The sequence below is a fragment of the Sphingomonas sp. STIS6.2 genome, from assembly GCF_000732685.2.
GTDB lineage: Bacteria > Pseudomonadota > Alphaproteobacteria > Sphingomonadales > Sphingomonadaceae > Sphingomonas > Sphingomonas aerolata.
Map to the genome: position 1 here is coordinate 416460 of NZ_JPDP02000041.1, position 23227 is coordinate 439686.

The window sequence follows — 23227 nt, forward strand, 5'->3', positions numbered from 1 at the left end:
CTCAGCGCGACGCCATCGGCGTATAGTCGCGCTGCGTCGGGCCGCTGTAGAGCTGGCGCGGACGGCCGATCTTCTGGTCGGGATCGGTGATCATCTCGTTCCACTGCGCGACCCAGCCGACGGTGCGGGCAAGCGCGAAGAGAACGGTGAACATCGAGGTCGGGAAGCCGATCGCCGAGAGGATGACGCCCGAATAGAAGTCGACGTTCGGGAACAACTTCTTCTCGATGAAGTAGGGATCGCTCAGCGCCAGACGCTCGAGCTCGATCGCGACGTCGAACACGGGGTCGGTGACACCCAGCTCGCCGAGCACTTCCTTGACGGTCGTCTGCATGACGGCCGCACGCGGATCGTAGTTCTTGTAGACGCGGTGGCCGAAGCCCATCAGGCGGAACGGATCGTTCTTGTCCTTCGCGCGGGCGATGAACTCGGGGATCCGGTCAACCGTACCGATCTCGTGCAGCATGTTGAGCGCGGCTTCGTTGGCGCCGCCATGTGCTGGGCCCCACAGGCAGGCGATGCCGGCCGCGATGCACGCGAACGGGTTGGCGCCCGACGAGCCGGCGAGACGGACGGTCGAGGTCGACGCATTCTGCTCGTGATCGGCGTGGAGGATGAAGATGCGGTCCATCGCCTTTTCGACGATCGGGTTCACGACGTACTTCTCCGCTGGCACGGCGAACGTCATCTTCAGGAAGTTGCCGGTGTAGCTCAGCGTGTTGTCCGGATAGACGAACGGCTGGCCGACGCTGTACTTGTACGCCATCGCGGCGATCGTCGGCATCTTGGCGATCAGGCGATGCGACGCGATGACGCGCTGTGCCGGATCGTGGATGTCGGTCGAATCGTGATAGAAGGCCGACAGCGCGCCGACGACGCCGCACAGGATCGCCATCGGATGCGCGTCGCGACGGAACCCGCGGAAGAACTGCGCGAGCTGCTCATGCACCATCGTGTGGCGCGTGATCGTGTTCGAGAAGGTCGACAGCTCTTCTTCGCTGGGCAGTTCGCCGTTCAGCAGCAGATAGGCGACTTCCATGAAGTTCGACTGTTCGGCGAGCTCGCCGATCGTGTAGCCGCGGTGGAGCAGCGTGCCCGCATCGCCGTCGATATAGGTCAGCTTCGACTGGCACGAGGCGGTCGAGGTGAAGCCCGGATCATAGGTGAAATTGTCGGTCTGCGCGTACAGCTTGCGGATATCGATGACATCGGGGCCGACCGTACCGGACATGACCGGATAATCAAATTCCTTGCCGTCGACCTTGAGGTTTGCGGTCTCGCTCATGCTTGTATCCTTCCTCGAAATCTTATCAGTCTGCCATCCGGTCGGCGATCCGACCGAGGCTCTCGTCACGCCCGAGCAGGTCGAGCACATCGAATATTCCCGGCGACGTCTTGCGACCGGTCAGCGCGGCGCGAAGGGGTTGTGCAACCTGCCCGAGCTTTAGGCTTCGCGCTTCGGCCACGCGCCGTACCGCGCCTTCGAGCGCTTCCGTATCCCACTTGTCGAGCGCGTCAAGTTCAGCATGCGCGTTCGTCAGAATCGCACTCGCTTCACCCTGCAAAAGGCTCGCTGCGGCGTCATCCATCGCCAGGGGGCGCTGGCTGAACAGGAAATTCGAACCTTCGGCGAGTTCGTTCAGGTTCGCTGCACGTGGCTTCAGGACCGGCATTGCGCGAGTCAGAAGGTCGAGTCCGCCATCGGGCAGGGCATGGCCGAGCCGATCGGCAGCGAGCTGGGCCAGACGCGCATCATCGGCCTCGCGGATATAGTGGCCATTCAGGTTCTCGAGCTTCTTCAGGTCGAAGCGCGAGGGCGACTTGCCGACGCCCGACAGGTCGAACCATTCGACCGCCTGTTCGCGGCTGATGATCTCGTCGTCACCGTGCCCCCAGCCGAGCCGCAGCAGGTAATTGTCGAACGCCTCGGGCAGAATGCCCATCTCGTCGCGATACGCCTCGATGCCGACCGCGCCGTGACGCTTGGACAGCTTCGCGCCATCGGGGCCGTGGATCAGCGGGATGTGCGCATAGATCGGATCGGGCCAGCCGCCCTCGATCGCGTCCATCGCGCGGTAGATCGGCAGCTGGCGGAACGCGTTGTTGAGGTGATCGTCACCGCGGATGACGTGGGTAACGCCCATGTCGTGATCGTCGACGACGACCGCGAGCATATAGGTCGGCGTGCCGTCCGAACGGAGGAGGACGAGATCGTCGATTTCCTCGTTGCGGACCGTCACCGATCCCTGGACGCGATCCTCGATCGTGACCGCACCCTCCTGCGGCGCGCGCAGGCGGACGACATGGGGAAGATCGGGGGCCTCGCTTGCCGGACGGTCGCGCCACGGGCTGCGGATGCGGAGCGGCTTCTTGGCCGCCTGCGCCTCGGCGCGCATCGCCGCGATCTCGTCATTGGTCATGTAGCAGCGATAGGCGTGGCCGGCCTCGACCATCTGGTGCGCGACGCGGGCGTGGCGATCGGCGCCGGCGAACTGCATGACGACGTCGCCGTCCCAGTCAATCCCCAGCCAGCGCATGCCGTCGATGATCGCGTCGATCGCCGGCTGGGTCGACCGCACGCGGTCGGTATCCTCGATACGCAGCAGGAATTTGCCGCCATTCGCCTTGGCGAACAGCCAGTTGAACAACGCCGTGCGTGCGCCGCCAAGATGCAGGAACCCCGTCGGCGACGGAGCGAAACGAGTAACCACGGGTGCGGCCGAAACGACGGCATCCGTATCAGATATTGCGCCCAACCGCGGGTGCTCCCAGACTGTAGAAACGATGGCCGGATCAGCCGTCGCCGCCTCTAGCATGCGTCCCCGGCGGCGACAAATGGGCGTGCCGCCCTGGATGGCGGAGCCGGGCCGGGCGATCGAACGCTGGCTGGAGGCAGAGCGCGACCAGCTCATAACCTGGTTGCCGGTCGGGCTTGGCGGCGGCATCGCGCTGTGGTTCGTGCTGCCCGATCCCGTGGCATGGGGCACCGCGATCCTTTTGCTGGCCGCTGGCGGTTTGGCCGGACTTGCGGTGGGGCGCGGCGGGCGTGCGGCGCGGATGCTCGCGATCGGCGCGATTGCGGCGGCGCTCGGCATCGGGCTGATCTGGGTGCGATCGGACCGCGTGGCGGCACCGGTGCTCGCGGGGCCGACATTCGTGCAGCTGTCGGCGCGGGTCGAGACGATCGAACCGCTCGTCGCGCGTCGACTGGTGCGGTTGACGGTGCGGCCCGTCGGGCCGGGGCAGGACGCCGATGGCGCGCCGGTTGCGTTGCCAGGCCGCGTGCGCATCAACCTGGCAGAGGCGGATGCGCCAGCGGCGCTCGCGATCGGCGCGACCATAAAGCTGCGCGCGCGACTCATGCCGCCGCCCTTGCCGGCGGTACCCGGCGCCTATGACTTTGCGCGCGTCGCCTGGTTCAGCGGGATCGGCGCGACGGGGCGGGGCTTTTCTCCGGTCGAGGTGACGATGCCGGGGCGCGGCGGCGCTGGGGTCCGGGTGGCGTTGTCGCGGCATATCGTCGCGCAGCTCGACGGGAGCGCGGGCGGGATCGCGGCGGCGCTGGCGACCGGCGACGTCGGCGCGATCAGCGACGCGGATGCGGAGGCGATGCGCCGCGCCGGGCTGGCGCATCTCCTGTCGGTGAGCGGCCTCCACATCACCGCGGCGGTCGCGGCGACGATGCTGATCGTGCTGCGGCTGCTGGCGCTCAGCCCGTGGCTCGCGCTGCACACGCGGCTGCCACTGATCGCCGCGCTTGCCGGTGCGGCGGCGGCAATCGGCTATACCGTGCTGACGGGCAGCCAGGTGCCGACGATCCGCTCGTGCGTCGCGGCGTTGCTGGTGCTGATCGCGCTGGCGATGGGGCGTGAGGCGATAACGTTGCGGCTGGTCGCGACGGGGGCGGTAGCGGTGATGCTCGCGCTGCCCGAATCGCTCGCCGGGCCGAGCTTTCAATTGTCGTTTGCCGCGATCACCGCGATCATCGCACTGCACGAGCATCCCGTCGTCCGTGCCACGTTCGCGCCGCATGACGAGGGCCGCGGCAGACGCCTGTTGCGCGGCGCCGCGTCGCTCCTGCTGACCGGGCTCGTCGTCGAGGCGGCGCTGATGCCTATCGCGGTCTATCATTTCCATAAGGCCGGGTTGTACGGCGCGGTCGCCAATATCGTCGCGATCCCGCTGACCACGTTCGTCGTGATGCCGTTCGAGGCGCTGGCGCTGCTGCTCGACACGATCGGGCTCGGCGCGCCCGCCTGGTGGCTGGTGCAGCATGCGCTCGACGCGCTGCTGTGCCTTGCGCGCGCGGTGGCCCACGCACCGGGCGCGGTCCGCGCGCTGCCGGCGGTTCCCGACGGGGCGTTTGCGCTGATGGTCGTTGGCGGAGTGTGGATCGCGCTGTGGCGGACACGGTGGCGACGGATCGGGATCCTGCCCTTGGCGGTCGGCGCGATCTGGGCGCTGACGACGCCGTCACCCGATATCCTGGTGACGGGCGATGGCCGCCACGTCGCGGTCCGGACCGCCGCAGGGCTCGCGCTGCTCCGCGATCGGGCGGGGGATTATGTCCGCGATACGCTGGCGGAGAATGGCGGGGTCGATGGTGAGCCGCTGCTGCTCGCGGATCAGCCCGATGCGCGGTGCAGCCGCGACCTGTGCCTGACCGATGTCGTCGCTCACGGCCGGGCGTGGCGCGTGCTGGCGACGCGCAGCGTTTACCGGGTGCCGATCGCCGAAATGGTGGCCGCATGCCGGCGCGCGGACATCGTCATCAGCGAGCGCGGGCTGCCGCGCGGTTGTACGCCGCGATGGCTGAAGCTCGATCGATCGGTGCTCGCGCGTACCGGGGGGATCGCGCTGACTCTGACCACGGGGCGGATGATGACGGTGCTCAATCCGGGGGACCGGCACCCGTGGCGCGATCCGCCGACGCTGGCGCGGTCGTCGCGACGGTCCGGTGCGGGGGGCGATCAGCGCGGGGTGGCCGGGGGTGTGGCCGCGGTCCGGTTTCGGTTGCCGGGCCGGGGGTGGTCGGAGCGATAGGCCGCGACCGGAGTGTCGGGTTGTGATCCTGCGCGGCAGGGGCCCCCGACTGGCGCTCGCGCGATTCCGAAACCCGGACGTTTGTGCCTGGGCCCGTTGGCCAGCGCGTCGGATCGACATTTTCGTCGGTCCGCATTTTGCTGAGAGGTTTGCCTAGCCGATCGTCATCTGGGCCTCGATTAAAGCCCAAAGTCGTGGAGGGTGGCGTGCCTGGCTCTGGATCCTGACTTTCGTCAGGATGACGGAGGAGGTGGGACTGGGCCTGCTGGTTTAATGCGAGTGCGGCCTGCTTCCACCGTTAGCTCCGTCCGGGGATGCGGGACGGTGGCCAACGTTGGAGCTGGATTATACCGGTCTTATGCAAAGCAAGCGGCTACTAAGCCCGCCAATATTCGACGCTTGTCGGCGACGCGCTTTTCGTGGCGATGTCATTGGTCGCGGTTCATCGAACGCCACACCCGCCGGTTGCGCGGCGGTGATTATCGCCAGCGCCCCCAGCATTCGTCAGTCGTAGCGGCGCAGGATACCCGACAGCTTGCCCTGAACCCGGACCTGAGCGGGCGCATAACGCTGCGGGTCATAGGCGCGGTTGGCCGGGTCGAGCCGGACCATCGCGCCCTCGCGGCGGAAATATTTCAACGTCGCTTCGCTGTCCTCGATCAGCGCGACGACGATTTCGCCGTCGCGTGCGATCTCGGTACGGCGGATCAGCGCATAATCGCCGTCAAGGATGCCGGCTTCGACCATCGAGTCCCCCGAAACCTCCAGCGCATAATGCTCGCCAGTGCCGAGCAAAGCGGCCGGGACGGCAAGCATCGAACTGCCTTCAAAGGCTTCGATCGGCACGCCGGCGGCGATCCGGCCATGCAGCGGGATTTCGACGACATCGTTCGCCGCGATGCGGTCGGGCGATGCGGGCGTGGCGCTGGCCGTGTCCGGCGCAGATACGGTGCCGGCCGATGCCTTAGCCTCCGACTTCGGCCCCGACTTCGCCGCAGTCTGTGCAATTGCCGCCTCGGGACGCTCGGGCATCCTCAGCACTTCGAGCGCGCGCGCCCGGTTGGGCAGGCGTCGGATGAAGTTGCGCTCCTCAAGCGCGCTGATCAGACGGTGCACGCCCGATTTCGATTTCAGGTCGAGCGCGTCCTTCATCTCCTCGAACGAGGGCGACACGCCCGTCTCGGCGAGGCGGTCATTGATGAAGCAGACAAGCTCGTGCTGCTTGCGCGTGAGCATAACGGTTCTCCGTCCGGAACAGACGAGGAACTTCTATGGAACACCTGCAGCTTCGTCAAGCGGTGACGTCAAGCGATGACGAGGATTTCCGCCGAGTCGCCCGCCCTCGCCGCCGGCGCGTCGCCATCGCGGATGATCAGGCAGGACGAACGGGCGAGCGTCAGCAGCATTGAGCTGTCCTGGATAGTCGAGGCATAGGCGCGACCGTCGCGCAGTTCGGCGCGCATATAGTCGGTCCGCGACTGGTTGGGCGGAAGATCCTCGCCGAGCAGCGCGTGCGTCGTCTGCGGCAGGGGATCGCGCGCGCCGAGCATGTGCGCGACGACGGGGCGGACGAACAGGATCGCGGTGACGAAGGCGGAGACGGGATTGCCCGGCAGGCCGAGCAGCATCGTCCGGCCAAGCGTACCCGCCATCATCGGCTTGCCCGGGCGCAGCGCGATCCGCCAGAAGTCGATTGCCCCGCCGGCCGCCTCGATCGCGGGGCGGACGAGGTCGTGATCGCCGACCGACGCGCCCCCCGTGGTTACCAGCAGATCGGCGTCGACCCCGGCAAAGGCGTCACGCAGCGTGTCGAGCCGGTCGGGGAGGATTCCGAGATCGATAATGTCGACGGGCAGGTCGGCGAGCATCGCGGCGAGCATGATGCCGTTTGATTCCGGTAGCGGGACGGGGTCGCTGGTCGAGCCGGGCGGAACGAGCTCGTCCCCCGTCGCGGCGACCGCGACGCGCAGCCGGCGGCCGACCGACAGCGTGCCGTGTCCGCCGGTCGCAGCGACCGCGATGCGCGCGGGCGTCAGCCGATCGCCGGCCGCGATCAGCCGCGTGCCGGTCGCGAAGTCGAGCCCCTTGCGGCGTGTGTTGCGGCCTTCAAAGGCGGGGCCTTCGCCGTCGAGCATCAGCCGGTCGCCGTCGCGCGCGGCCTCTTCCTGAACAAGGACGGTATCAGCGCCGGGCGGCATCGCCGCGCCGGTGAAGATGCGCGTCGCCTCGCCCGGGGCGAGCGTGCCGGCGAAGGGGCGGCCGGCCGCGCTCTCGCCGATGACGGTCCAGGGGCCGGGCAGATCGGCGTAGCGGATCGCATAGCCGTCCATCGCCGAAAGGTCGGTCGCAGGCTGGGTGCGGCGGGCGAGAATGTCCTCCGCCGCCCAGCGACCCATCGCGGAGCGCAGCGGCACGGTTTCGGCCGGCACGCGCGATGCCATGGCGAAGAGGCGGGACTGGGCTTCGGCGACGGGGACGAGAGGGCGCATGCGGGCTCCGTTCAGCGGGGCGATGAAGGTCTGCGCTGCTCGCACGAATGCCGCGGGGCGGAAAGCGGGCAACGCCGCGACCGGCAGGACACCGGTCGGTTATGCGATCAACGTACGAGGTAAGGCAGACGTTGCGGTGAGATGGGACGACATGCCCGGCGGCGGCCCGCATGCAAATCCTGTCGTCAGCGTAGGCAAAACACGCTAGCCCTGTGGCGCAGGTCCGACGCAAGCCGGATCCGCACAGATCGCGTCGGTGCCCTTCGGGGCTTGAATGGGAATGCGGTGCGGGGTTCGCCCCAAGACCGCAGCTGTCCCTGCAACTGTAAGCGGCGAGCGACACGCACGCGCCCCCTGCGACGGGGGCAGCCACTGGGCCGATGGCCTGGGAAGGTGTGCGTCGAGCCTTGACCCGCGAGCCAGGAGACCTGCCGGCGTCTGGTCGCTCTTGTCCCGGTCCAGGGGGTGGCCGAGGCACGGTGAACGCCGTCTGAGCGACGACAATGCGGCGGGGGCCGCATCGGCGACGCATGCCGGCCGCTCATGGCGTCCGGTCGGCGCGCGTCCCGGTCGTTCGCGGCAGGCCCCCGTCCTCGTCGGACGCCGGGGATGTGCCAATGACCAAGATCATGACCGGGCGGACCGCCGGTCGTTCGACGCGACACCGGATCGGCTGGATGTTCGCGATGCTGGTGGCGGCCAATATCGCCGCCTGGGGATGGGCGTTCGCGCTGTTCCAGGCGCAGCCGCTGATGCTGGGCACCGCGATGCTCGCCTGGGGGCTGGGGCTGCGCCACGCGGTCGATGCGGATCATATCGCGGCAATCGACAATGTGACGCGCAAGCTGATGCAGGATGGGCAGCGGCCGATCGGGGTCGGCTTCTGGTTCGCGGTCGGCCATTCGGGGATCGTCCTGATCGCCGCGGTCGGAATCGCGCTGACCGCGAGCGCGCTGTCACAGTTCGAGGCGTTCAAGCAGGCGGGCGGGGTGATCGCGACGCTGATATCCGCGCTGTTCCTGTTCACGATCGCGGCGATGAACCTGATCATCCTGCGATCGGTGTGGCGGACCTTTGGCCATGTCCGCGGCGGGGGGCGCTATGTCGAGGAAGACCTCGACCTGCTGCTCGGCAATCGCGGGCTGCTCGCGCGGCTGTTCCGGCCGATGTTCCGGCTGGTCACGCGCAGCTGGCACATGGCGCCGCTCGGGTTCATGTTCGGGCTGGGGTTCGACACTGCCACCGAAGTCGCGATCCTCGGCCTGTCGGCGAGCCAGGCGGCGGACGGGCTGTCGATCGGCACGGTGCTGGTGCTGCCGGTGCTGTTCGCGACGGGCATGGCGCTGGTCGACAGTGCCGACGGGGTGGTGATGCTCGGCGCCTATGAATGGGCGTTCGTGAAGCCGATCCGCAAGCTCTATTACAACATCACGATCACGCTGATCTCGGCGATCGTCGCGATCGCGATCGGCGGGATCGAGACGCTCGCGCTGCTGGCGTCGAAGCTGGGGCTGAGCGGGGGCGTGTGGGACGTCGCTTCGGCGCTGGGCGAAAATTTCAACGGGCTGGGCTTTGCGATCATCGCGCTGTTCGTGGCGTGCTGGGTGCTGAGTTTCGCGATCTACCGGTGGAAGCGGTTCGACGAGATCGAGGTGGTGCGGGGCTAACAAACAGCGTCGTCATCCTGCGCTCGACCCGGCACCCAGAGCCAGGCACCGCATTTTGTTTGGCTCTGGGTCCTGACTTTCGTCGGGATGACGGAGGTCAGGTGCATTGGCACAACCGCCAAACTCCTCTAAACCCAACCCCGAGGTTTGGTTCTACCGAACCTCAACAGATCGCGCCGGTGCCCTTCGGGGCTTGAATGGGAATGCGGTGCGGGAGGTTTGCCTCCCAATGCCGCGGCTGTCCCTGCAACTGTAAGCGGTGAGCGAGACGCACAGGCCCCCGATGCGGGGGCAGCCACTGGGTCACGGGACCTGGGAAGGCGTGCATCGAGCTTCGACCCGCGAGCCAGGAGACCTGCCAGCGTCATGGTCGCTCTTGCCTTGATCCAGGGGATGGTCGCGGCACGGTACTCCGTCTGAGCGACGAACGCGTGCGGCCGTCAGGTCGTGCGCGCGTGTGGCTGCGGGCGTGCGTCCGTCCGTGGCTGTCGTTCCGACGCCCGGAGAGTATCGCATGACCGACCCCCAGCCGACCCTGGCCAAGATTCCCGTTACCATCGTCACCGGATTCCTCGGCGCGGGCAAGACCACGCTGATCAGTCATCTGATCCGCAATGCCGGCGGCCGGCGGCTCGCGGTGATCGTCAACGAATTCGGCACGCTTGGTATCGACGGCGACATCTTGAAGGGGTGCGCGATCCCCGATTGCCCGGCCGAGAATGTCGTCGAGCTCGCCAATGGCTGCATCTGCTGCACCGTCGCGGACGATTTCATCCCGACCGTCGAGACGTTGCTCGCGCTCGACCCGCGGCCCGACCATATCCTGATCGAGACGTCGGGGCTCGCTTTGCCCAAGCCGTTGCTCAAGGCGTTCGACTGGCCCGCGATCCGGTCGCGGATCACGGTCGACGGGGTGATCGCGCTGGCCGATGCGGAAGCGGTCGCCGCGGGACGGTTCGCGCCCGACCTCGCCGCGATCGAGGCGCAGCGCCGCGCCGATCCGAGCGTCGATCACGAGACGCCGCTCGCCGAGGTGTTCGAGGACCAGCTCGCCTGTGCGGATCTGGTGCTGCTGACCAAGGCGGATCTGGCGGGCGAGGCGGGGGTGGCTGCGGCGCGCGCGGTGATCGCGACGGAGTCCCCGCGTGCGTTGCCGGTGATCGCGCTGACCGACGGGGTGATCGATCCGCGTGTCGTGCTGGGGCTGAACGCGGCGGCGGAGGACGACATCGCGGCGCGGCCGTCGCATCATGATGGCGCGGACGACCACGAGCATGACGATTTCGACAGCATGATCGTCGACCTCGGCGAGATCGCGGACCCGGCGGCGCTCGCCGCGCGGATCGAGACCCTCGCGCGCGACGCCGACATCCTGCGCGTGAAGGGCTATGCCGCGGTGACGGGCAAGCCGATGCGGCTGCTGGTGCAGGCGGTCGGTGCGCGGGTGCGGACGCAATATGACCGGCCGTGGCGCGGCGACGAGGCGCGACAGACGCGGCTGGTGGTGATCGCCGAGCATGACCGGATCGACCCTGCAAGGATCCGGGCCGCGCTTCAGGGCTGACGGCGATGCACGTCGTCTTCCGCGAAAGCCACGGGCTGGAGGAGAGTGCGGTCCCGCAGGACCTCGCGCAGAGCCCGGCGGATCTTGTCGTCCTGTCCTTTTCGGACGGGGATCTCGGCGCGTTCGCGGCCGGGTGGCGGCGTGCGGCGGCGAACGGGAGCCCGCTGCCGTCGCTCCGGCTCGCCAACCTGTCCGCGCTCGCGCATCCGCTGTCGGTCGATACCTATGTCGAGCGAACGCTAGCGGGGGGTGAAGGGGCGAAGGGGATCGTGATCCGGCTGATCGGCGGGCGGTCCTACTGGTCCTATGGGTTACAGCAGGTCGAGGCGCTGGCGCGGGCGCGGGGGATCGCGCTGGCGGTGCTGCCCGCGGACGGGCGCAGCGATGCGCGGCTCGATGCGGCGTCGACGGTGCCGGTGTCGACGCTGCGCCGGCTCGCCGCGCTGTGCGACGATGGCGGCGCGGTCGCGGCGCAGGCGGCGCTGGCGCAGATGGCGCTGGCGGCGGGGCTCTATGCCGGGCCGGTCGCGGGGGTGAAGACGGTTCCCGAGGTCGGTGGCTGGCAGCCGCGCGACGGGGTGACGTGCCCGGCGGCGTTCGCGATGACCGCGACGCGGCCGCGAATCCTGCTGATCTTCTACCGCTCCTATCTGACCGCCGCCGATCTCGACCCGATCGAGGCGCTGCATGCCGGGCTGAGCGGGGCGGGGTTCGACGTCGTCGGGCTGTTCGCGCCGTCGCTGAAGGCGCCGGGCGCGGCGGGGTGGCTCAAGCGCTGGGTCGTTGCGCTGCGTCCGGCGGCGATCGTGAATGCCACCGCGTTTTCCGGCCGCGGCGCCGATGACAGCTCGCCGCTCGACGAAGCGGGGGTGCCGGTGTTCCAGGTCGCGCTGGCGACGTCGGACCGCGCCGCCTGGGCGGGGTCGACGCGCGGGTTGTCCCCCGCCGACCTGGCGATGCACGTCGTCCTGCCCGAAGTCGACGGACGCCTGTTCGCGGGCGTCGCAAGCTTCAAGGAGGACGGCGTCCGCGACGACGCTCTCGGCTATGCGCGCCGCGAGCACCGGGCCGACCCCGAGCGGATCGCGGCGATCGTCGCGCGCGTCATCGCGTGGGTGCGGCTGGCGACGCGACCGGTCGCTGAGCAGCGGCCCGCGGTTGTGCTGTCGACCTATCCGGGCAAGGATTATCAGATGGCGCATGCGGTCGGGCTCGACGCGCTGGCGTCCGCGGACGCGATCGTCGAGGATCTGGCGGCGGCGGGCTATGCGACCGGCGGCGCGGCGCCGCAAGCGCTGGCCGAGGCGCTGGAGACGGGGCGGATCGCGTGGCCGGTCGCGGCGTATCGCGCGGCGCTTGGAGCGTTGCCGGCCGTGTTGCGCGATGCGCTCGAGGAAAGCTGGGGCGCGCCCGAGGACGATCCGGCCTGTATCGACGGCGCGTTCGAGTTCGCGGCCGTCGAGCGGGGGGGCGTGGTGATCGCGCTCCAGCCCGAACGCGGGCGCAGCGCGGCGCGGGTCGGCGAGTATCACGACCTCTCGCGCTGTCCCCGTCATGCCTATGTCGCCTTCTATCTGTGGCTGCACGCGCGCAGGACCGATGCGCTGATCCATGTCGGCGCGCACGGGACGCTCGAATGGTTGCCGGGCAAGGCGGTCGCGCTGTCGGGGGAATGCTGGCCCGAGGCGCTGACCGGGGCGATGCCGGTGCTCTATCCGTTCATCGTCAACGATCCGGGCGAGGCGGCACAGGCACGGCGGCGGATCGGCGCGGTGACGATCGGCCATGTCCCGCCGCCGGCCGCGACGACGCGCAGCGGTGCGGGGCTGGGGCGGCTCGAATCGTTGCTCGACGAATTTTCGACCGCCGACGGGCTCGACCCCGCGCGTCGCGACCGGCTGCAGCGCGACATCGCCGACGAGGCGCGCGCGACCGGGCTGGCGGCGACGCTGCGGCTCGACGAGGAGGCGAGCCAGGCGGAGGCGATCACGCGGATCGACACGTTCGTGTGCGACGTGAAGGAGAGCCAGTTCGGCGACGGTCTGCACGTCTATGGGCGTGGTGACCAGGGCGAGGCCGAGCGCGACGGGCTGCTGAGCGCGTTGCGGGGCAGGCGGATCGCGGCGGGGCCGTCGGGGTCGCCGTGGCGCGGACGCAGCGACGTCCTGCCGACCGGGCGCAACCTGTATGCGACCGACGCGCGCGGCGTGCCGTCGCGCGCGGCGCATGCGCAGGGCGTGCGGCTGGCCGACGAGCTGGTCCGCCGGCATCTGCAGGACGAGGGCGACTATCCGCGCGCGCTGGTCGTCGACCTCTGGGCGTCGGCGACGATGCGGACCGCAGGCGAGGAGTTTGCGATGGCGCTCCACCTGCTGGGTACGGAGCCGGTCTGGGATCACGCGTCGGACCGCGTCACGGGGGTCGAGATCCTGCCGCTGGCAAGGCTCGACCGGCCGCGGATCGACGTGACGCTGCGCGTGTCGGGGCTGTTCCGCGATGCGTTTCCCGCGCTCGGCCAGATGTTCGGGCAGGCGGTGCGCGCGCTGGCGCTGCGCGACGAGCCCGGCGACTGGAACCCGTTCGTCGGCACTGCCGTCGGTGCGCGCGTCTATGGGCCCGAGCCGGGTCGCTACGGGCTCGGGCTCGGCGATGCGGGCGAGGCCTATGGCGAGGCGGCGCGGGCGGCGGCGGGGGCGGCATGGCTGGCGGCGTCGTGCCACGCGCTCGACGGGGCGGGCGATGACAATGCGACGCGGTTCGATCCGGCGGGGATCCGCGACCGGGTCGCCGCCGCCGACGCGTTCGTCCATGTCCAGGACCTGCCCGAAACCGACCTGTTGCTCGCCGCGGATTATGCCGCGCACGAGGCGGGGTTCGCGGCGGCGCAGGCGGGTGCCGGGGGTAAGGCCGCGGCGCTGTATCATCTGGACGCGCGGGACCCGGAACGGCCGCGTGCGCGGCCGCTGGACGAGGAGATTGCGCGGGTCGTTCATGCGCGGGCGGCGAACCCGGCCTGGGTCGAGGGGATGATGCGGCACGGGTTTCGCGGGGGCGCGGAGATCGCCGCGACGCTCGACCATATGGCGATGTTCGCGCAGCTGGCGCGGGTGGTGTCGCCCGAGCTTATCGATCTCTACTATGATGCGACGCTGGGGCGCGACGCGGTGCGCGCGTTTCTGGAGAGCGCAAACCCCGCGGCGCTGGCGGCGATGACCGCGCGGTTCGCGGCGCTGCATGCGGCCGGGCTGTGGCCGACGCGGCGCAATTCGATCCTCGCGCAGCTCGACCTGCCGGCATGAGCGCGTTCGTCGTCAAGGGATGGTGCCCCGATGCGTGGCGGCCGATGGCGGCGGGCGACGGGTTGCTGGTGCGGATCCGCCCGCCGCTCGGCCGGCTGACGCGCGCGCAGACACTCGCGCTGTGCGATGCGGCGATGGCGTGGGGAAATGGCGAGATCGACGTGACCAGCCGTGCCAATCTGCAGATCCGCGGCGTGACCGAGGCGGGCTGGCGGGAGCTGGTCGAGGCGTTGCTGGCGGTCGGCCTGATCGACCCCGATCCGGAGCGCGAGGCGCGCGGTGTGATTCTGGTCGCGCCCGACTGGCGGGACGGGGACGACACGCAGCATATCGCCACCGCGTTGCGCGAGCGATTGGCTGACCTGCCGGTGCTGCCCGGCAAGGTCGGCTTTGCGATCGATGCCGGCGCTGCACCGGTGCTGACCCGCGCGCCCGCCGATTTCCGGGTCGAGCGCGCGGTGGACGGCAGGTTGCTGGTGCGCGGCGAGGGGCGTGCGGCGGGGGTGGACGTGACGCGCGACACCGCCGTCGACGCGCTGGTCGCGCTGGCGCGGTGGTTCGTCGACAGCGGAGGTGCGGCGGCGGGGCGGATGGCGCGCCATGCGGCGGCCGTGCCGGGGGCCGCGACCTTGGTTCCCGCGCCCACCGCGCCACCGCCCGAAGCCGGGGCGCATCCGCTGGGCGCGGCGGTCGCGCTCGGCTTCGGGCGGATCGCGGCAGTCGAGTTGCGCGACCGGATCGCCGCAGACCCGGTCACGGCAATCCGCGTGACGCCGTGGCGGATGCTGATCCTCGAAGGCGGGGTGGCGGATGGCGCGCGCGACCGCAGCACCGTGCGCGCCGGGGTCGACGCCTGTGTCGGCGCGCCCGCCTGTCCGCAGGCGAGCGTCGCGACGCGCGACCTCGCGCGGCGGCTCGCTCCGTTGGTTGCTGGCAGTCTGCACGTGTCGGGATGCGCCAAGGGCTGCGCGCGGGCGCGGCCTGCGGACGTGACGCTCACCGGGCGCGCCGGGCGGTTCGATCTTGCCCTGCACGCGCGGGCGGGCGCGCCGCCGCTGCTCGGCGCGCTCGAACCCGCTCAGATTATCGCCCATTTCTCCCAGCCGTCCGGAGCCGCCTGATGCCCTATGCCTATGAGACTGACGGGGCCGCGATCTATCGCCAGTCGTTCGCGATGATCCGCGCCGAGGCGGATCTGGCGCGCTTCGATGCCGAGGAGGAGCCGGTCGCGGTGCGGATGATCCACGCTGCGGGGCTGGTCGCGCTGGCCAAGGATATTCGCTTTTCGCCTGGGTTCGCGCGTGCTGCGCGCGCGGCGTTACGGGCGGGCGCGCCGATCCTGTGCGATGCGCGGATGGTGACCGAGGGGATCACACGCGCGCGCCTGCCGGCGGACAATGCGGTGATCTGTACGCTGCACACGCCCGAGACGGTCGCGCTGGCGAAAGGGATGGCGACGACGCGCTCGGCCGCCGCGCTGGAATTCTGGCGGCCGTATCTGGCGGGCGCGGTGGTGGCGATCGGCAATGCGCCGACCGCGCTGTTCCACCTGCTCAATATGCTTGAGGATCCCGATTGTCCGCGGCCCGCGGCGATCATCGGCTGTCCGGTGGGTTTCGTCGGTGCGGTCGAATCGAAGGATGCATTATGGGCGGCGCAGCCGGTGCCGTGCGTGATCGTCGAGGGGCGGCTGGGCGGCAGCGCGATCACCGTCGCGGCGATCAACGCGCTGGCGAGCGCGGCGGAATGATCGGGGTGGTGGAGCCCGTGCCGACTTTGGTGCCGCCGCCGGGGCAGGCGGTCGTGACGGGCACGATCCACGGCGTCGGGTTGGGGCCGGGCGCGTGCGACTTGATGAGCGTGCGCGCGGACCGTCTGGTGCGCGGCGCGCGGCATATCGCCTATTTCCGCAAGGCGGGACGCCCGGGACAGGCGCGGCGGATCGTCGAGGGGATGCTGCGCGACGACGTGATCGAATATCCGATGGAATATCCCGTCACCACCGAGATTGCATTGTCCGATCCGCGCTACAACGACCGGCTGTCGGGCTTTTACGCGGGGTGCATCGATCACCTCGCGGCTTTGGCGCTGGGCGGCGAGGACGTGGTGGTGCTGTGCGAGGGAGACCCGTTCTTCTACGGATCGTTCATGCACCTCTATACGCGGTTGCAGGGGGTCGCGCCGGTTGCGGTCGTCCCCGGCATCACCGGCATGTCGGGCGCCTGGACCGCGAGCGGCGCGCCGATCACCTGGGGCGACGACGTGCTGACGGTGGTGATGGGGACGCTGCCCGAGGCGGATCTGGTGCGGCGGATCCGCGACACCGATGCGCTGGTGGTGATGAAGATCGGCCGGCACCTCGCCAAGCTGCGCCGCGCGGTCGCCGCGGCGGGGCGCGAGGAGGCGGCGTGGCTGGTCGAATATGCGGCGATGGCGGAGCAGCGCGTCACGCGGCTGTGCGAGGCGGATGCGGTCACGCCCTATTTCGCGATCCTGCTGATCCACGGGCAGGGGCGGCGGCCATGACCCTGAGCGCAGGGATTGGCTGGCTGGCGATCGCTGGGCTGGGGCCGGGGGATGCTGCGCTGGTGACGCCCGAGGTCAGCGCGGCGCTGGCCGCGGCAACCGACGTGATCGGCTATATCCCCTATGTCGCGAGGGTTCCGGCGCGCGACGGCCTGACACTGCATGCGAGCGACAACCGGGTCGAGATCGACCGCGCGCGCCATGCGCTCGAACTGGCCGCGAGGGGCGCGCGCGTCGTCGTCGTGTCGTCGGGGGATCCCGGCGTGTTCGCGATGGCGGCCGCGGTGTTCGAGGCGCTCGAGGCGGGACCGGCGGCGTGGGGCGGGATCGACATCCGCGTGCTGCCGGGGATCACCGCGATGCTGGCGGCGAGCGCGCGGGCAGGCGCGCCGCTCGGGCATGATTTCTGCGCGATCAACCTTTCGGACAATCTGAAGCCCCAAGCGCTGATCGAGCGCCGCGTGCGGCTGGCGGCGGAGGCGGATTTCGCGATCGCCTTCTACAATCCGCGGTCGAAGGCGCGACCCGACGGGCTGGTCCGCGCGTTCGAGATCCTTCGCACGACGTGCGGCGACGATCGCCCGGTGCTGTTCGCGCGGGCGGTGTCGACGCCCGAGGAAGCGCTGTCGATCGTACCGCTGACCGAGGCGCGGGCGGAGATGGCGGACATGCGGACGATGGTGATCGTCGGTTCGAGCCTGACGCGGATCATCGCGCGGGCGCAGGGGCCGATCCTCTATACGCCGCGGTCGGCGCCATGATCGAGCCAGTCGAGCACCGCGTCGACCGAATCGACCGCGTGTCGCGCGGGCAGCGGCGGGCGGTCGATCATGATCACCGGCAGGCCGAGCTTGCGCGCGGCGACGAGCTTGGCCGCCGCGCCGCTGCCGCCGGCATTCTTGCAGACGACCAGTTCGGTGGTGTGCTCCTGCATCAGCCGGGTGTCGCCGGCCGCGTCGAACGGGCCGCGGTCGACAACCAGGCGGTGGCGGGGCAGCGGCGGCGGATGGTCGGGCGTATCGACGAAACGCAGCAGATAGTCGTGCTGCGGCTGCTGCGCGAAGGCATCGACATGCATCCGGCCGAGCGCGAGCATCACGCGCTGCGGCGGGCCGGCGAGCGCCGCGACGGCGGCCGATATATCGGCGACGCGGTGCCAGCGATCGCCCGCGACTGGGGTCCAGGTGGGGCGGGCGAGCGCGACATGCGCGACGCCCGCCTGTGCCGCGGCGTCGACCGCATGGCGGTGCATCTGCGCGGCGAAGGGATGCGTCGCGTCGATCAGGTGCGTGACACGGTGCTCTTTGAGATAGGTAATGAGGCCTCCGACGCCGCCAAAGCCGCCGATGCGGATGAGGACCGGCTGCGCGCGCGGGCTGGCGACGCGGCCGGCATAGCTCAGCACGGTCGGATCGCCGCGCGCCGCGAGCCGTGCGGCGAGCGCGCTGGCTTCGGTGGTGCCGCCGAGAAGCAGGATGGTCGGAATGACTGAGGCTCCGTGGCTGACGATTCTCGGGATTGGCGAGGACGGGGTGGCCGGGCTGTCCGCCGCGGCGCGCACGGCGCTGGCCGATGCCGAGATCGTGACGGGCGCGACCCGCCATCTGGCGCTTGCCGGCGAGCTTAGGGGGGCGGTCGAGGCTTGGCCAGTGCCGTTCGAGAACGGGATCGCGCGGCTGATCGGGCATCGCGGCCGGCGGGTGGTGATGCTGGCATCGGGGGATCCGTTCTGGTTCGGCGCGGGCACGTCAGTGATGCGGCATCTGAGGCCGGGCGAGTGGACCGCGCATCCCGCACCGTCGAGCTTCGCGCTGGCGGCGGCGCGGCTCGGCTGGGGACTCGAGGACTGCATATGCCTGGGGCTGCATGCCGCGCCGTTCGGCCGGTTGCGGCCGCATGTCGCGAGGGGGCGGCGCGCGATCGTGCTGGTGCGCGACGGGGCGGCGGTCGGCGGGCTGGCGGCGTATCTGGATGCGGCGGGGTTCGGCGCGTCGGCGCTGCACGTGCTCGAGGCGCTGGGCGGGCCGCGCGAGCGGATCCGTCACACGACCGCCGCGACGATGGCGTTCGACGACATCGCGCATCCGGTCGCGGTCGGCATCGTCTTCGAGGGCGCGGGCGCGGTCATGCCGCAGGCGGGGCTGTCCGACGACTGGTTCGCGCATGACGGGCAGATCACCAAGTCGCCGATCCGCGCGGTGACGCTGGCCGCGCTCGCGCCGAAACCGGGCGAGAACTTGTGGGATATCGGCGCGGGATCGGGATCGATCGGGATTTCGTGGCTCCTCGCGCACGCGTCAATGCGGGCAATTGCGTTCGAGGCGGATCCGGTCCGCGCGCGGCGGATCAGCGACAATGCCGCGACGATGGGCGTCGACCGGCTGGTGGTGGTCGAGGGGCGGGCGCCCGAGTGTCTCGACACGCAGGCATGTCCCGATGCGGTGTTCGTCGGCGGGGGGCTGTCCGAGGCGCTGTTGCGCGCGCTGTGGCCGCGGGTCGAGCAGGGCGCGCGCATCGTCGCGAATGCGGTGACGCTCGAATCGGAGGCGCTGCTGACGCAGTGGCAGGTAGCGCAGGGGGGGAGCCTGATGCGGATCGAGGTGGCGCAGGCGGTGCCGATCGGGACGCGACGTGGGTGGCGCGCGCAGTTCCCGGTGGTGCAATGGGCGTATCCGGCATGATCGTCGCGGGTTTTGGCTTCAACACAGCCGCGGATGCCGCCGCGTTGCGGGCCGCGCTGGCCGCCGCGCAGCAGGGGCTGCCGCCGGTCGAGGCGCTGGCGGCGCCCGATGACAAGCACGGGCTGCCCGGCGAGATCGCGGCGCTGCTGGGTCTGCCGCTGATCACGGTCGATCCCGCCGCGCTGATTGCGGCCAGTCCCATCACCCGGTCCCCTGCGAGCCTTGCCGTGCGGGGGACCGGCAGCGTTGCCGAGGCCGCCGCGCTTGCCGGTGCGGGGCCGGGCGCGAGGCTGCTGACCCTTCGCCATATTTCGCCGTGCCGACGCGCGACCTGCGCCATTGCCCAAGGATTTCGACCATGACCGTGCATTTCATCGGTGCAGGGCCGGGTGCGCCCGACTTGCTGACGTTGCGGGGGCGCGACCGGATCGCGATGTCGCCGGTGTGCCTCTATGCCGGGTCGCTGATCCCGGAGGCGCTGCTGGAGCATTGTCCGCCCGGTGCGCGGATCGTCAACACCGCGCCGATGGACCTCGACCAGATCATGGCCGAGATCGTCACCGCGCACGCAGGGGGGCAGGACGTCGCGCGGCTGCATTCGGGGGATCTGTCGATCTGGTCGGCGATGGGCGAGCAGCTGCGGCGGCTGCGCGCGCTGGACATTCCGGTGACGATCACCCCCGGCGTCCCCGCCTTTGCCGCCGCCGCCGCCGCGCTCGAGGTCGAACTGACCTTGCCCGAACTGGCGCAGTCGGTGGTGCTGACGCGGACGCCGGGACGGGCAAGCTCGATGCCGCTGGCCGAGACGCTTGCCGCGTTCGCCGCGACACAGGCGACGCTGGCAATCCACCTGTCGGTACACAATCTGGCGCAGGTCGTCGCGGATCTGCTGCCGGCTTATGGTGGCGACTGCCCGGTCGCGGTGGTGTGGCGCGCGAGCTGGCCCGACGAGCAGATCGTCCGCGCGACTGTGTCGACGATCGAGGAGGCGGTGACGGGGCGGCCCGAGCGGACCGCGCTGATTCTGGTCGGGCGCGTGCTGGCGCCGGGCGATTTCGCGACGAGCAGCCTGTATGCGCAAGGCTATGACCGGCGGTTCCGGCCGCAATCGGCGGAGTCGCGGTTCGCAGGGGACACGCCATGACGCGCGACGCCACGCCGGGCCTGCTGGTCGCAGCGCCCGCGTCGGGGACGGGGAAGACGACGGTGATGCTAGGGCTGTTGCGCGCACTGCGCGACGACGGGATCGCGGTTCAGCCGTTCAAATGCGGGCCCGACTATATCGACCCGGCGTTTCACCGCGCGGCGAGCGGGCGCGCGTCGTTCAACCTCGACAGCTGGGCGATGACGGGGCCGCGGCTCGACGGGATCGCGGCGCGCGGCGACGATGCGGACATGACGCTGGCCGAAGGGTCGATGGGGCTGTTCGACGGCGTGGCGCACGCGGGCGCGACGGGCAATGGCGCGAGCGCGGACGTCGCGCGGCGGATGGGCTGGCCGGTCGTGCTGGTGATCGACGTGTCGGGTCAGGCACAGTCCGCGGCGGCGACTGCGCTAGGGTTTGCGCGCTATGATCCCGGCGTGAGGGTCGCAGGCGTGATCCTCAACCGCGTGGCGAGCGAGCGGCACGAACGGCTGGCACGCAGCGGGATGGAGGCGGTCGGGATCCGCGTGTTCGGCGCGCTGCCACGGCGCGGCGACCTGACGCTGCCCGAGCGGCATCTGGGGCTCGTACAGGCGATCGAGCACCCTGCGCTCGACGCGCAGATCGCGGCCTATGCGACGTTCCTGCGCGCGCATGTCGATATCGCCGCACTGCGCGATGCGGCCGCCGCCACGCCGCGGCCGGTCGCGCAGGGGACGGTCGTGCCGACCCCGCCGGCACAGCGGATCGCGCTGGCTCAGGATGCCGCCTTCTCATTCACCTATGCGCATGTGCTCGACGGGTGGCGCAGCGCAGGGGTGGAGATCCTGCCCTTTTCGCCGCTGGCGGACGAGGCGCCGGCGAAGGACGCGGATCTGGTCTGGCTGCCGGGGGGCTATCCCGAGCTTCATGCGGGTGCGCTGGCGGCGGCGGACCGGTTCCGTGCGGCGCTGGCGCTGCATGCCGAGACGCGACCGGTGCACGGTGAGTGCGGCGGGTACATGGCACTGGGCGAAGGGCTGATCGATGCGGACGGGACACGGCACCGGATGGCCGGGTTGCTCGGGCTGGTGACGAGTTATGAGAAGCGGCGGATGCATCTGGGCTATCGGCGGGCGACGCTGCACGCGCCGATCGGCGGGATCGCGGCGGGGGCAATGCTGGCGGGGCATGAATTCCATTATTCGACGATCCTCGACCAGCCCGACGCGCCGCTGGCGAAGGTGGTCGACGCGAATGCGCAAGCCGTGCCCGAAACCGGCTCGCATCGTGGCGGCGTGACGGGTAGTTTCTTCCACATGATTGCCCCCCTTGGCCCACCGGCTGCATGACCGGTTTCGTTTCGTTCGTCGGATCCGGCCCCGGCGACCCCGAATTGCTGACGCTGAAGGCGGTGACGCGGTTGCAGCGCGCCGACGTCGTGCTGTTCGACGACCTGTCGTCGGGCGCGGTGCTGGGCCATGCGCGCGTCGGTGCCGAGCTGGTCGCGGTCGGCAAGCGCGCGGGGCGGCCGTCGCCGCGCCAGTCACATGTCTCGCAACTACTGGTCGACCACGCGCTGACCGGCGCGCGCGTCGTCCGGCTGAAGTCGGGCGATGCGGGAATGTTCGGGCGGCTGGAGGAGGAGATCGTCGCGCTGCGCGAGGCCGGCGTGACGTTCGAGATCGTTCCCGGGATCAGCGCGGCGAGCGCCGCCGCCGCCGCCGCCGCGATACCGCTGACACGCCGGCTGTCCGCGCGGCGGGTGCAATATGTCACCGGCCATGACGTGACCGGGAAACTACCCCAGCAGCGCAACATGGCCGCGCTCGCCGATCCGGAGGCGACGACGGTCGTGTTCATGCCGCAGCGGACGTTTCCAGCTCTGGTTGAGTCGCTCGTCGCACACGGTCTGTCGGGCGACACGACCGCGCTGCTCGCGGAAAATGTCGGGCATCCCGACCAGAGCCTGACCTGGTCGACGATCGCGGGGCTCGCGGCGCGGCTGGCGGGGGGCGTGTCCGACAAGCCCGCGCTGATCCTCTACGGCTCGCTGATGGCACCATGAGCGGGGCCGACATCGCGATATCGCTGATCGGGATCGGCACGGGCAATCCCGATCACGTGACGCGCGCGGCGGTCACGGCGATGAACGCCGCCGACCTGATCCTGTTGCCGCGGAAAGGCGCGGGGAAGTCCGATCTGGTCGATTTGCGCCGGACGATCTGCACCGCGTTGCTGACCGGGCCTGCCAAGGTGGTGGAGTTCGACCTGCCCGAACGCGACGCGGACGCGCCGTACCGTGCCGCGGTGGATGCGTGGCACGATGATATCGCGGCGGTGTGGGCGGCGCAGATCGCCGAGCATCTGCCAGGCGGGGGGCGGGTCGCGTTCCTCGTCTGGGGGGATCCGTCGCTCTACGACAGCAGCCTCCGGATCGCTGACCGGCTGCGAGCGGGAGGGCGGTCGATCGGGGTCAGCGTGGTGCCGGGAATCACCAGCCTGCAGGCGCTGACCGCGGCGCATGCGATCCCGCTCAACACGCTTGCCGCGCCGGTGACGATCACCACCGGGCGCAGGCTGCGCGCGGAGGGGTGGCCAGCGGGGGTCGAAACGCTGGCGGTGATGCTCGACGGGGCGTGCGCGTTCGAGACGCTCGCACCCGAGGGAATCACAATCTGGTGGGGGGCGTATTTGGGGATGGCGCAGGAGGCGCTGGTCGCCGGGCCGCTTGCTACGGTCGGGGCGGACATCGTCGCGCGCCGTGCCGGACTGCGCGCCCGGCACGGCTGGATCATGGACGTGTATCTGCTCCGCCGCACGGGCGGCTGAGCG

General features: G+C 70.3%; 19 protein-coding genes and 2 riboswitches. Of the genes, 14 read left to right on the plus strand and 5 right to left on the minus strand.

Annotated features, from left to right (window positions below; translation table 11 throughout):
- Position 1 precedes the first annotated feature (1 nt).
- Together sphst_RS08180 and gltX are read right to left on the minus strand one after the other, a co-directional pair.
- Positions 2-1285 carry a citrate synthase gene (locus sphst_RS08180; RefSeq protein WP_031395755.1) on the minus strand — a complete coding sequence of 428 codons (1284 nt, stop codon included), beginning with the start codon at positions 1283-1285 and terminating at the stop codon, positions 2-4.
- A gap of 25 nt (positions 1286-1310) precedes the next feature.
- Positions 1311-2816: a glutamate--tRNA ligase gene (gene gltX / locus sphst_RS08185; RefSeq protein ID WP_081877730.1), complete on the minus strand. Its 1506-nt coding sequence runs from the start codon at positions 2814-2816 to the stop codon at positions 1311-1313.
- A gap of 19 nt (positions 2817-2835) precedes the next feature.
- Between gltX and sphst_RS08190 the strand changes: the two genes are divergently transcribed.
- Positions 2836-5043 (plus strand): ComEC/Rec2 family competence protein, encoded by a 2208-nt coding sequence (locus sphst_RS08190; RefSeq protein WP_234387510.1) that lies wholly within the window; start codon positions 2836-2838, stop codon positions 5041-5043.
- Positions 5044-5547: 504 nt separating this feature from the next.
- On the opposite strand, the gene lexA is transcribed toward sphst_RS08190, so the two are convergent.
- Both lexA and sphst_RS08200 read right to left on the minus strand, forming a co-directional pair.
- Positions 5548-6279 carry a transcriptional repressor LexA gene (gene lexA, locus sphst_RS08195; RefSeq protein WP_031394628.1) on the minus strand — a complete coding sequence of 244 codons (732 nt, stop codon included), beginning with the start codon at positions 6277-6279 and terminating at the stop codon, positions 5548-5550.
- A gap of 68 nt (positions 6280-6347) precedes the next feature.
- On the minus strand, positions 6348-7532 hold the full coding sequence (locus tag sphst_RS08200) for a molybdopterin molybdotransferase MoeA (protein ID WP_107045381.1): 1185 nt from the start codon (positions 7530-7532) through the stop codon (positions 6348-6350).
- 237 nt (positions 7533-7769) lie between these two features.
- Positions 7770-7982, plus strand: a riboswitch (cobalamin riboswitch).
- 179 nt (positions 7983-8161) lie between these two features.
- Between sphst_RS08200 and sphst_RS08205 the strand changes: the two genes are divergently transcribed.
- The 7 genes from sphst_RS08205 to cobJ all read left to right on the plus strand — a co-directional run bounded on the left by sphst_RS08205 (position 8162) and on the right by cobJ (position 17349).
- Positions 8162-9199 (plus strand): HoxN/HupN/NixA family nickel/cobalt transporter, encoded by a 1038-nt coding sequence (locus tag sphst_RS08205; RefSeq protein ID WP_442800389.1) that lies wholly within the window; start codon positions 8162-8164, stop codon positions 9197-9199.
- Positions 9200-9359: 160 nt separating this feature from the next.
- Positions 9360-9576, plus strand: a riboswitch (cobalamin riboswitch).
- 137 nt (positions 9577-9713) lie between these two features.
- On the plus strand, positions 9714-10763 hold the full coding sequence (gene cobW / locus sphst_RS08210; RefSeq protein ID WP_107045382.1) for a cobalamin biosynthesis protein CobW: 1050 nt from the start codon (positions 9714-9716) through the stop codon (positions 10761-10763).
- A 5-nt stretch (positions 10764-10768) separates the two neighbouring features.
- Positions 10769-14062 carry a cobaltochelatase subunit CobN gene (gene cobN, locus sphst_RS08215; RefSeq protein ID WP_107045383.1) on the plus strand — a complete coding sequence of 1098 codons (3294 nt, stop codon included), beginning with the start codon at positions 10769-10771 and terminating at the stop codon, positions 14060-14062.
- Entirely contained in the window at positions 14059-15183 is a 1125-nt protein-coding gene (locus sphst_RS08220) for a cobalamin biosynthesis protein CobG (protein WP_107045384.1), read from the plus strand. Before cobN ends, sphst_RS08220 begins: the two co-directional genes overlap by 4 nt.
- Positions 15183-15812, plus strand: a complete 630-nt coding sequence (locus sphst_RS08225; protein ID WP_107045385.1) for a precorrin-8X methylmutase — start codon at positions 15183-15185, stop codon at positions 15810-15812. The genes sphst_RS08220 and sphst_RS08225 overlap by 1 nt, the downstream gene beginning before the upstream one ends.
- Positions 15809-16588 (plus strand): precorrin-2 C(20)-methyltransferase, encoded by a 780-nt coding sequence (gene cobI, locus sphst_RS08230; protein ID WP_107045386.1) that lies wholly within the window; start codon positions 15809-15811, stop codon positions 16586-16588. Before sphst_RS08225 ends, cobI begins: the two co-directional genes overlap by 4 nt.
- Entirely contained in the window at positions 16585-17349 is a 765-nt protein-coding gene (gene cobJ / locus sphst_RS08235) for a precorrin-3B C(17)-methyltransferase (RefSeq protein ID WP_107045387.1), read from the plus strand. Before cobI ends, cobJ begins: the two co-directional genes overlap by 4 nt.
- Here cobJ and sphst_RS08240 read toward each other — a convergent pair.
- Positions 17325-18074, minus strand: a complete 750-nt coding sequence (locus tag sphst_RS08240; protein WP_107045423.1) for a cobalt-precorrin-6A reductase — start codon at positions 18072-18074, stop codon at positions 17325-17327. The genes cobJ and sphst_RS08240 overlap by 25 nt on opposite strands.
- On the opposite strand from sphst_RS08240, the gene cbiE reads away from it, so the two are divergent.
- From cbiE to cobF, 6 genes are read left to right on the plus strand one after another with little or no spacing between them, the layout of a single operon-like run.
- Positions 18064-19269 (plus strand): precorrin-6y C5,15-methyltransferase (decarboxylating) subunit CbiE, encoded by a 1206-nt coding sequence (gene cbiE / locus sphst_RS08245; protein WP_442800388.1) that lies wholly within the window; start codon positions 18064-18066, stop codon positions 19267-19269. The two genes, sphst_RS08240 and cbiE, sit on opposite strands and share 11 nt — an antisense overlap.
- Positions 19266-19631 (plus strand): cobalamin biosynthesis protein, encoded by a 366-nt coding sequence (locus tag sphst_RS08250; protein WP_056406226.1) that lies wholly within the window; start codon positions 19266-19268, stop codon positions 19629-19631. The genes cbiE and sphst_RS08250 overlap by 4 nt, the downstream gene beginning before the upstream one ends.
- Complete coding sequence (cobM, locus tag sphst_RS08255) at positions 19628-20413, plus strand: precorrin-4 C(11)-methyltransferase (RefSeq protein ID WP_056406227.1); 786 nt, start codon at positions 19628-19630, stop codon at positions 20411-20413. The genes sphst_RS08250 and cobM overlap by 4 nt, the downstream gene beginning before the upstream one ends.
- Positions 20410-21744, plus strand: a complete 1335-nt coding sequence (locus sphst_RS08260) for a cobyrinate a,c-diamide synthase (RefSeq protein WP_107045389.1) — start codon at positions 20410-20412, stop codon at positions 21742-21744. The genes cobM and sphst_RS08260 overlap by 4 nt, the downstream gene beginning before the upstream one ends.
- A complete protein-coding gene (gene cobA / locus sphst_RS08265) occupies positions 21741-22460 on the plus strand; it encodes a uroporphyrinogen-III C-methyltransferase (RefSeq protein ID WP_107045390.1) in 720 nt (239 codons plus the stop codon). Before sphst_RS08260 ends, cobA begins: the two co-directional genes overlap by 4 nt.
- Positions 22457-23224 carry a precorrin-6A synthase (deacetylating) gene (gene cobF / locus sphst_RS08270; RefSeq protein WP_107045391.1) on the plus strand — a complete coding sequence of 256 codons (768 nt, stop codon included), beginning with the start codon at positions 22457-22459 and terminating at the stop codon, positions 23222-23224. Before cobA ends, cobF begins: the two co-directional genes overlap by 4 nt.
- Positions 23225-23227 lie beyond the last annotated feature (3 nt).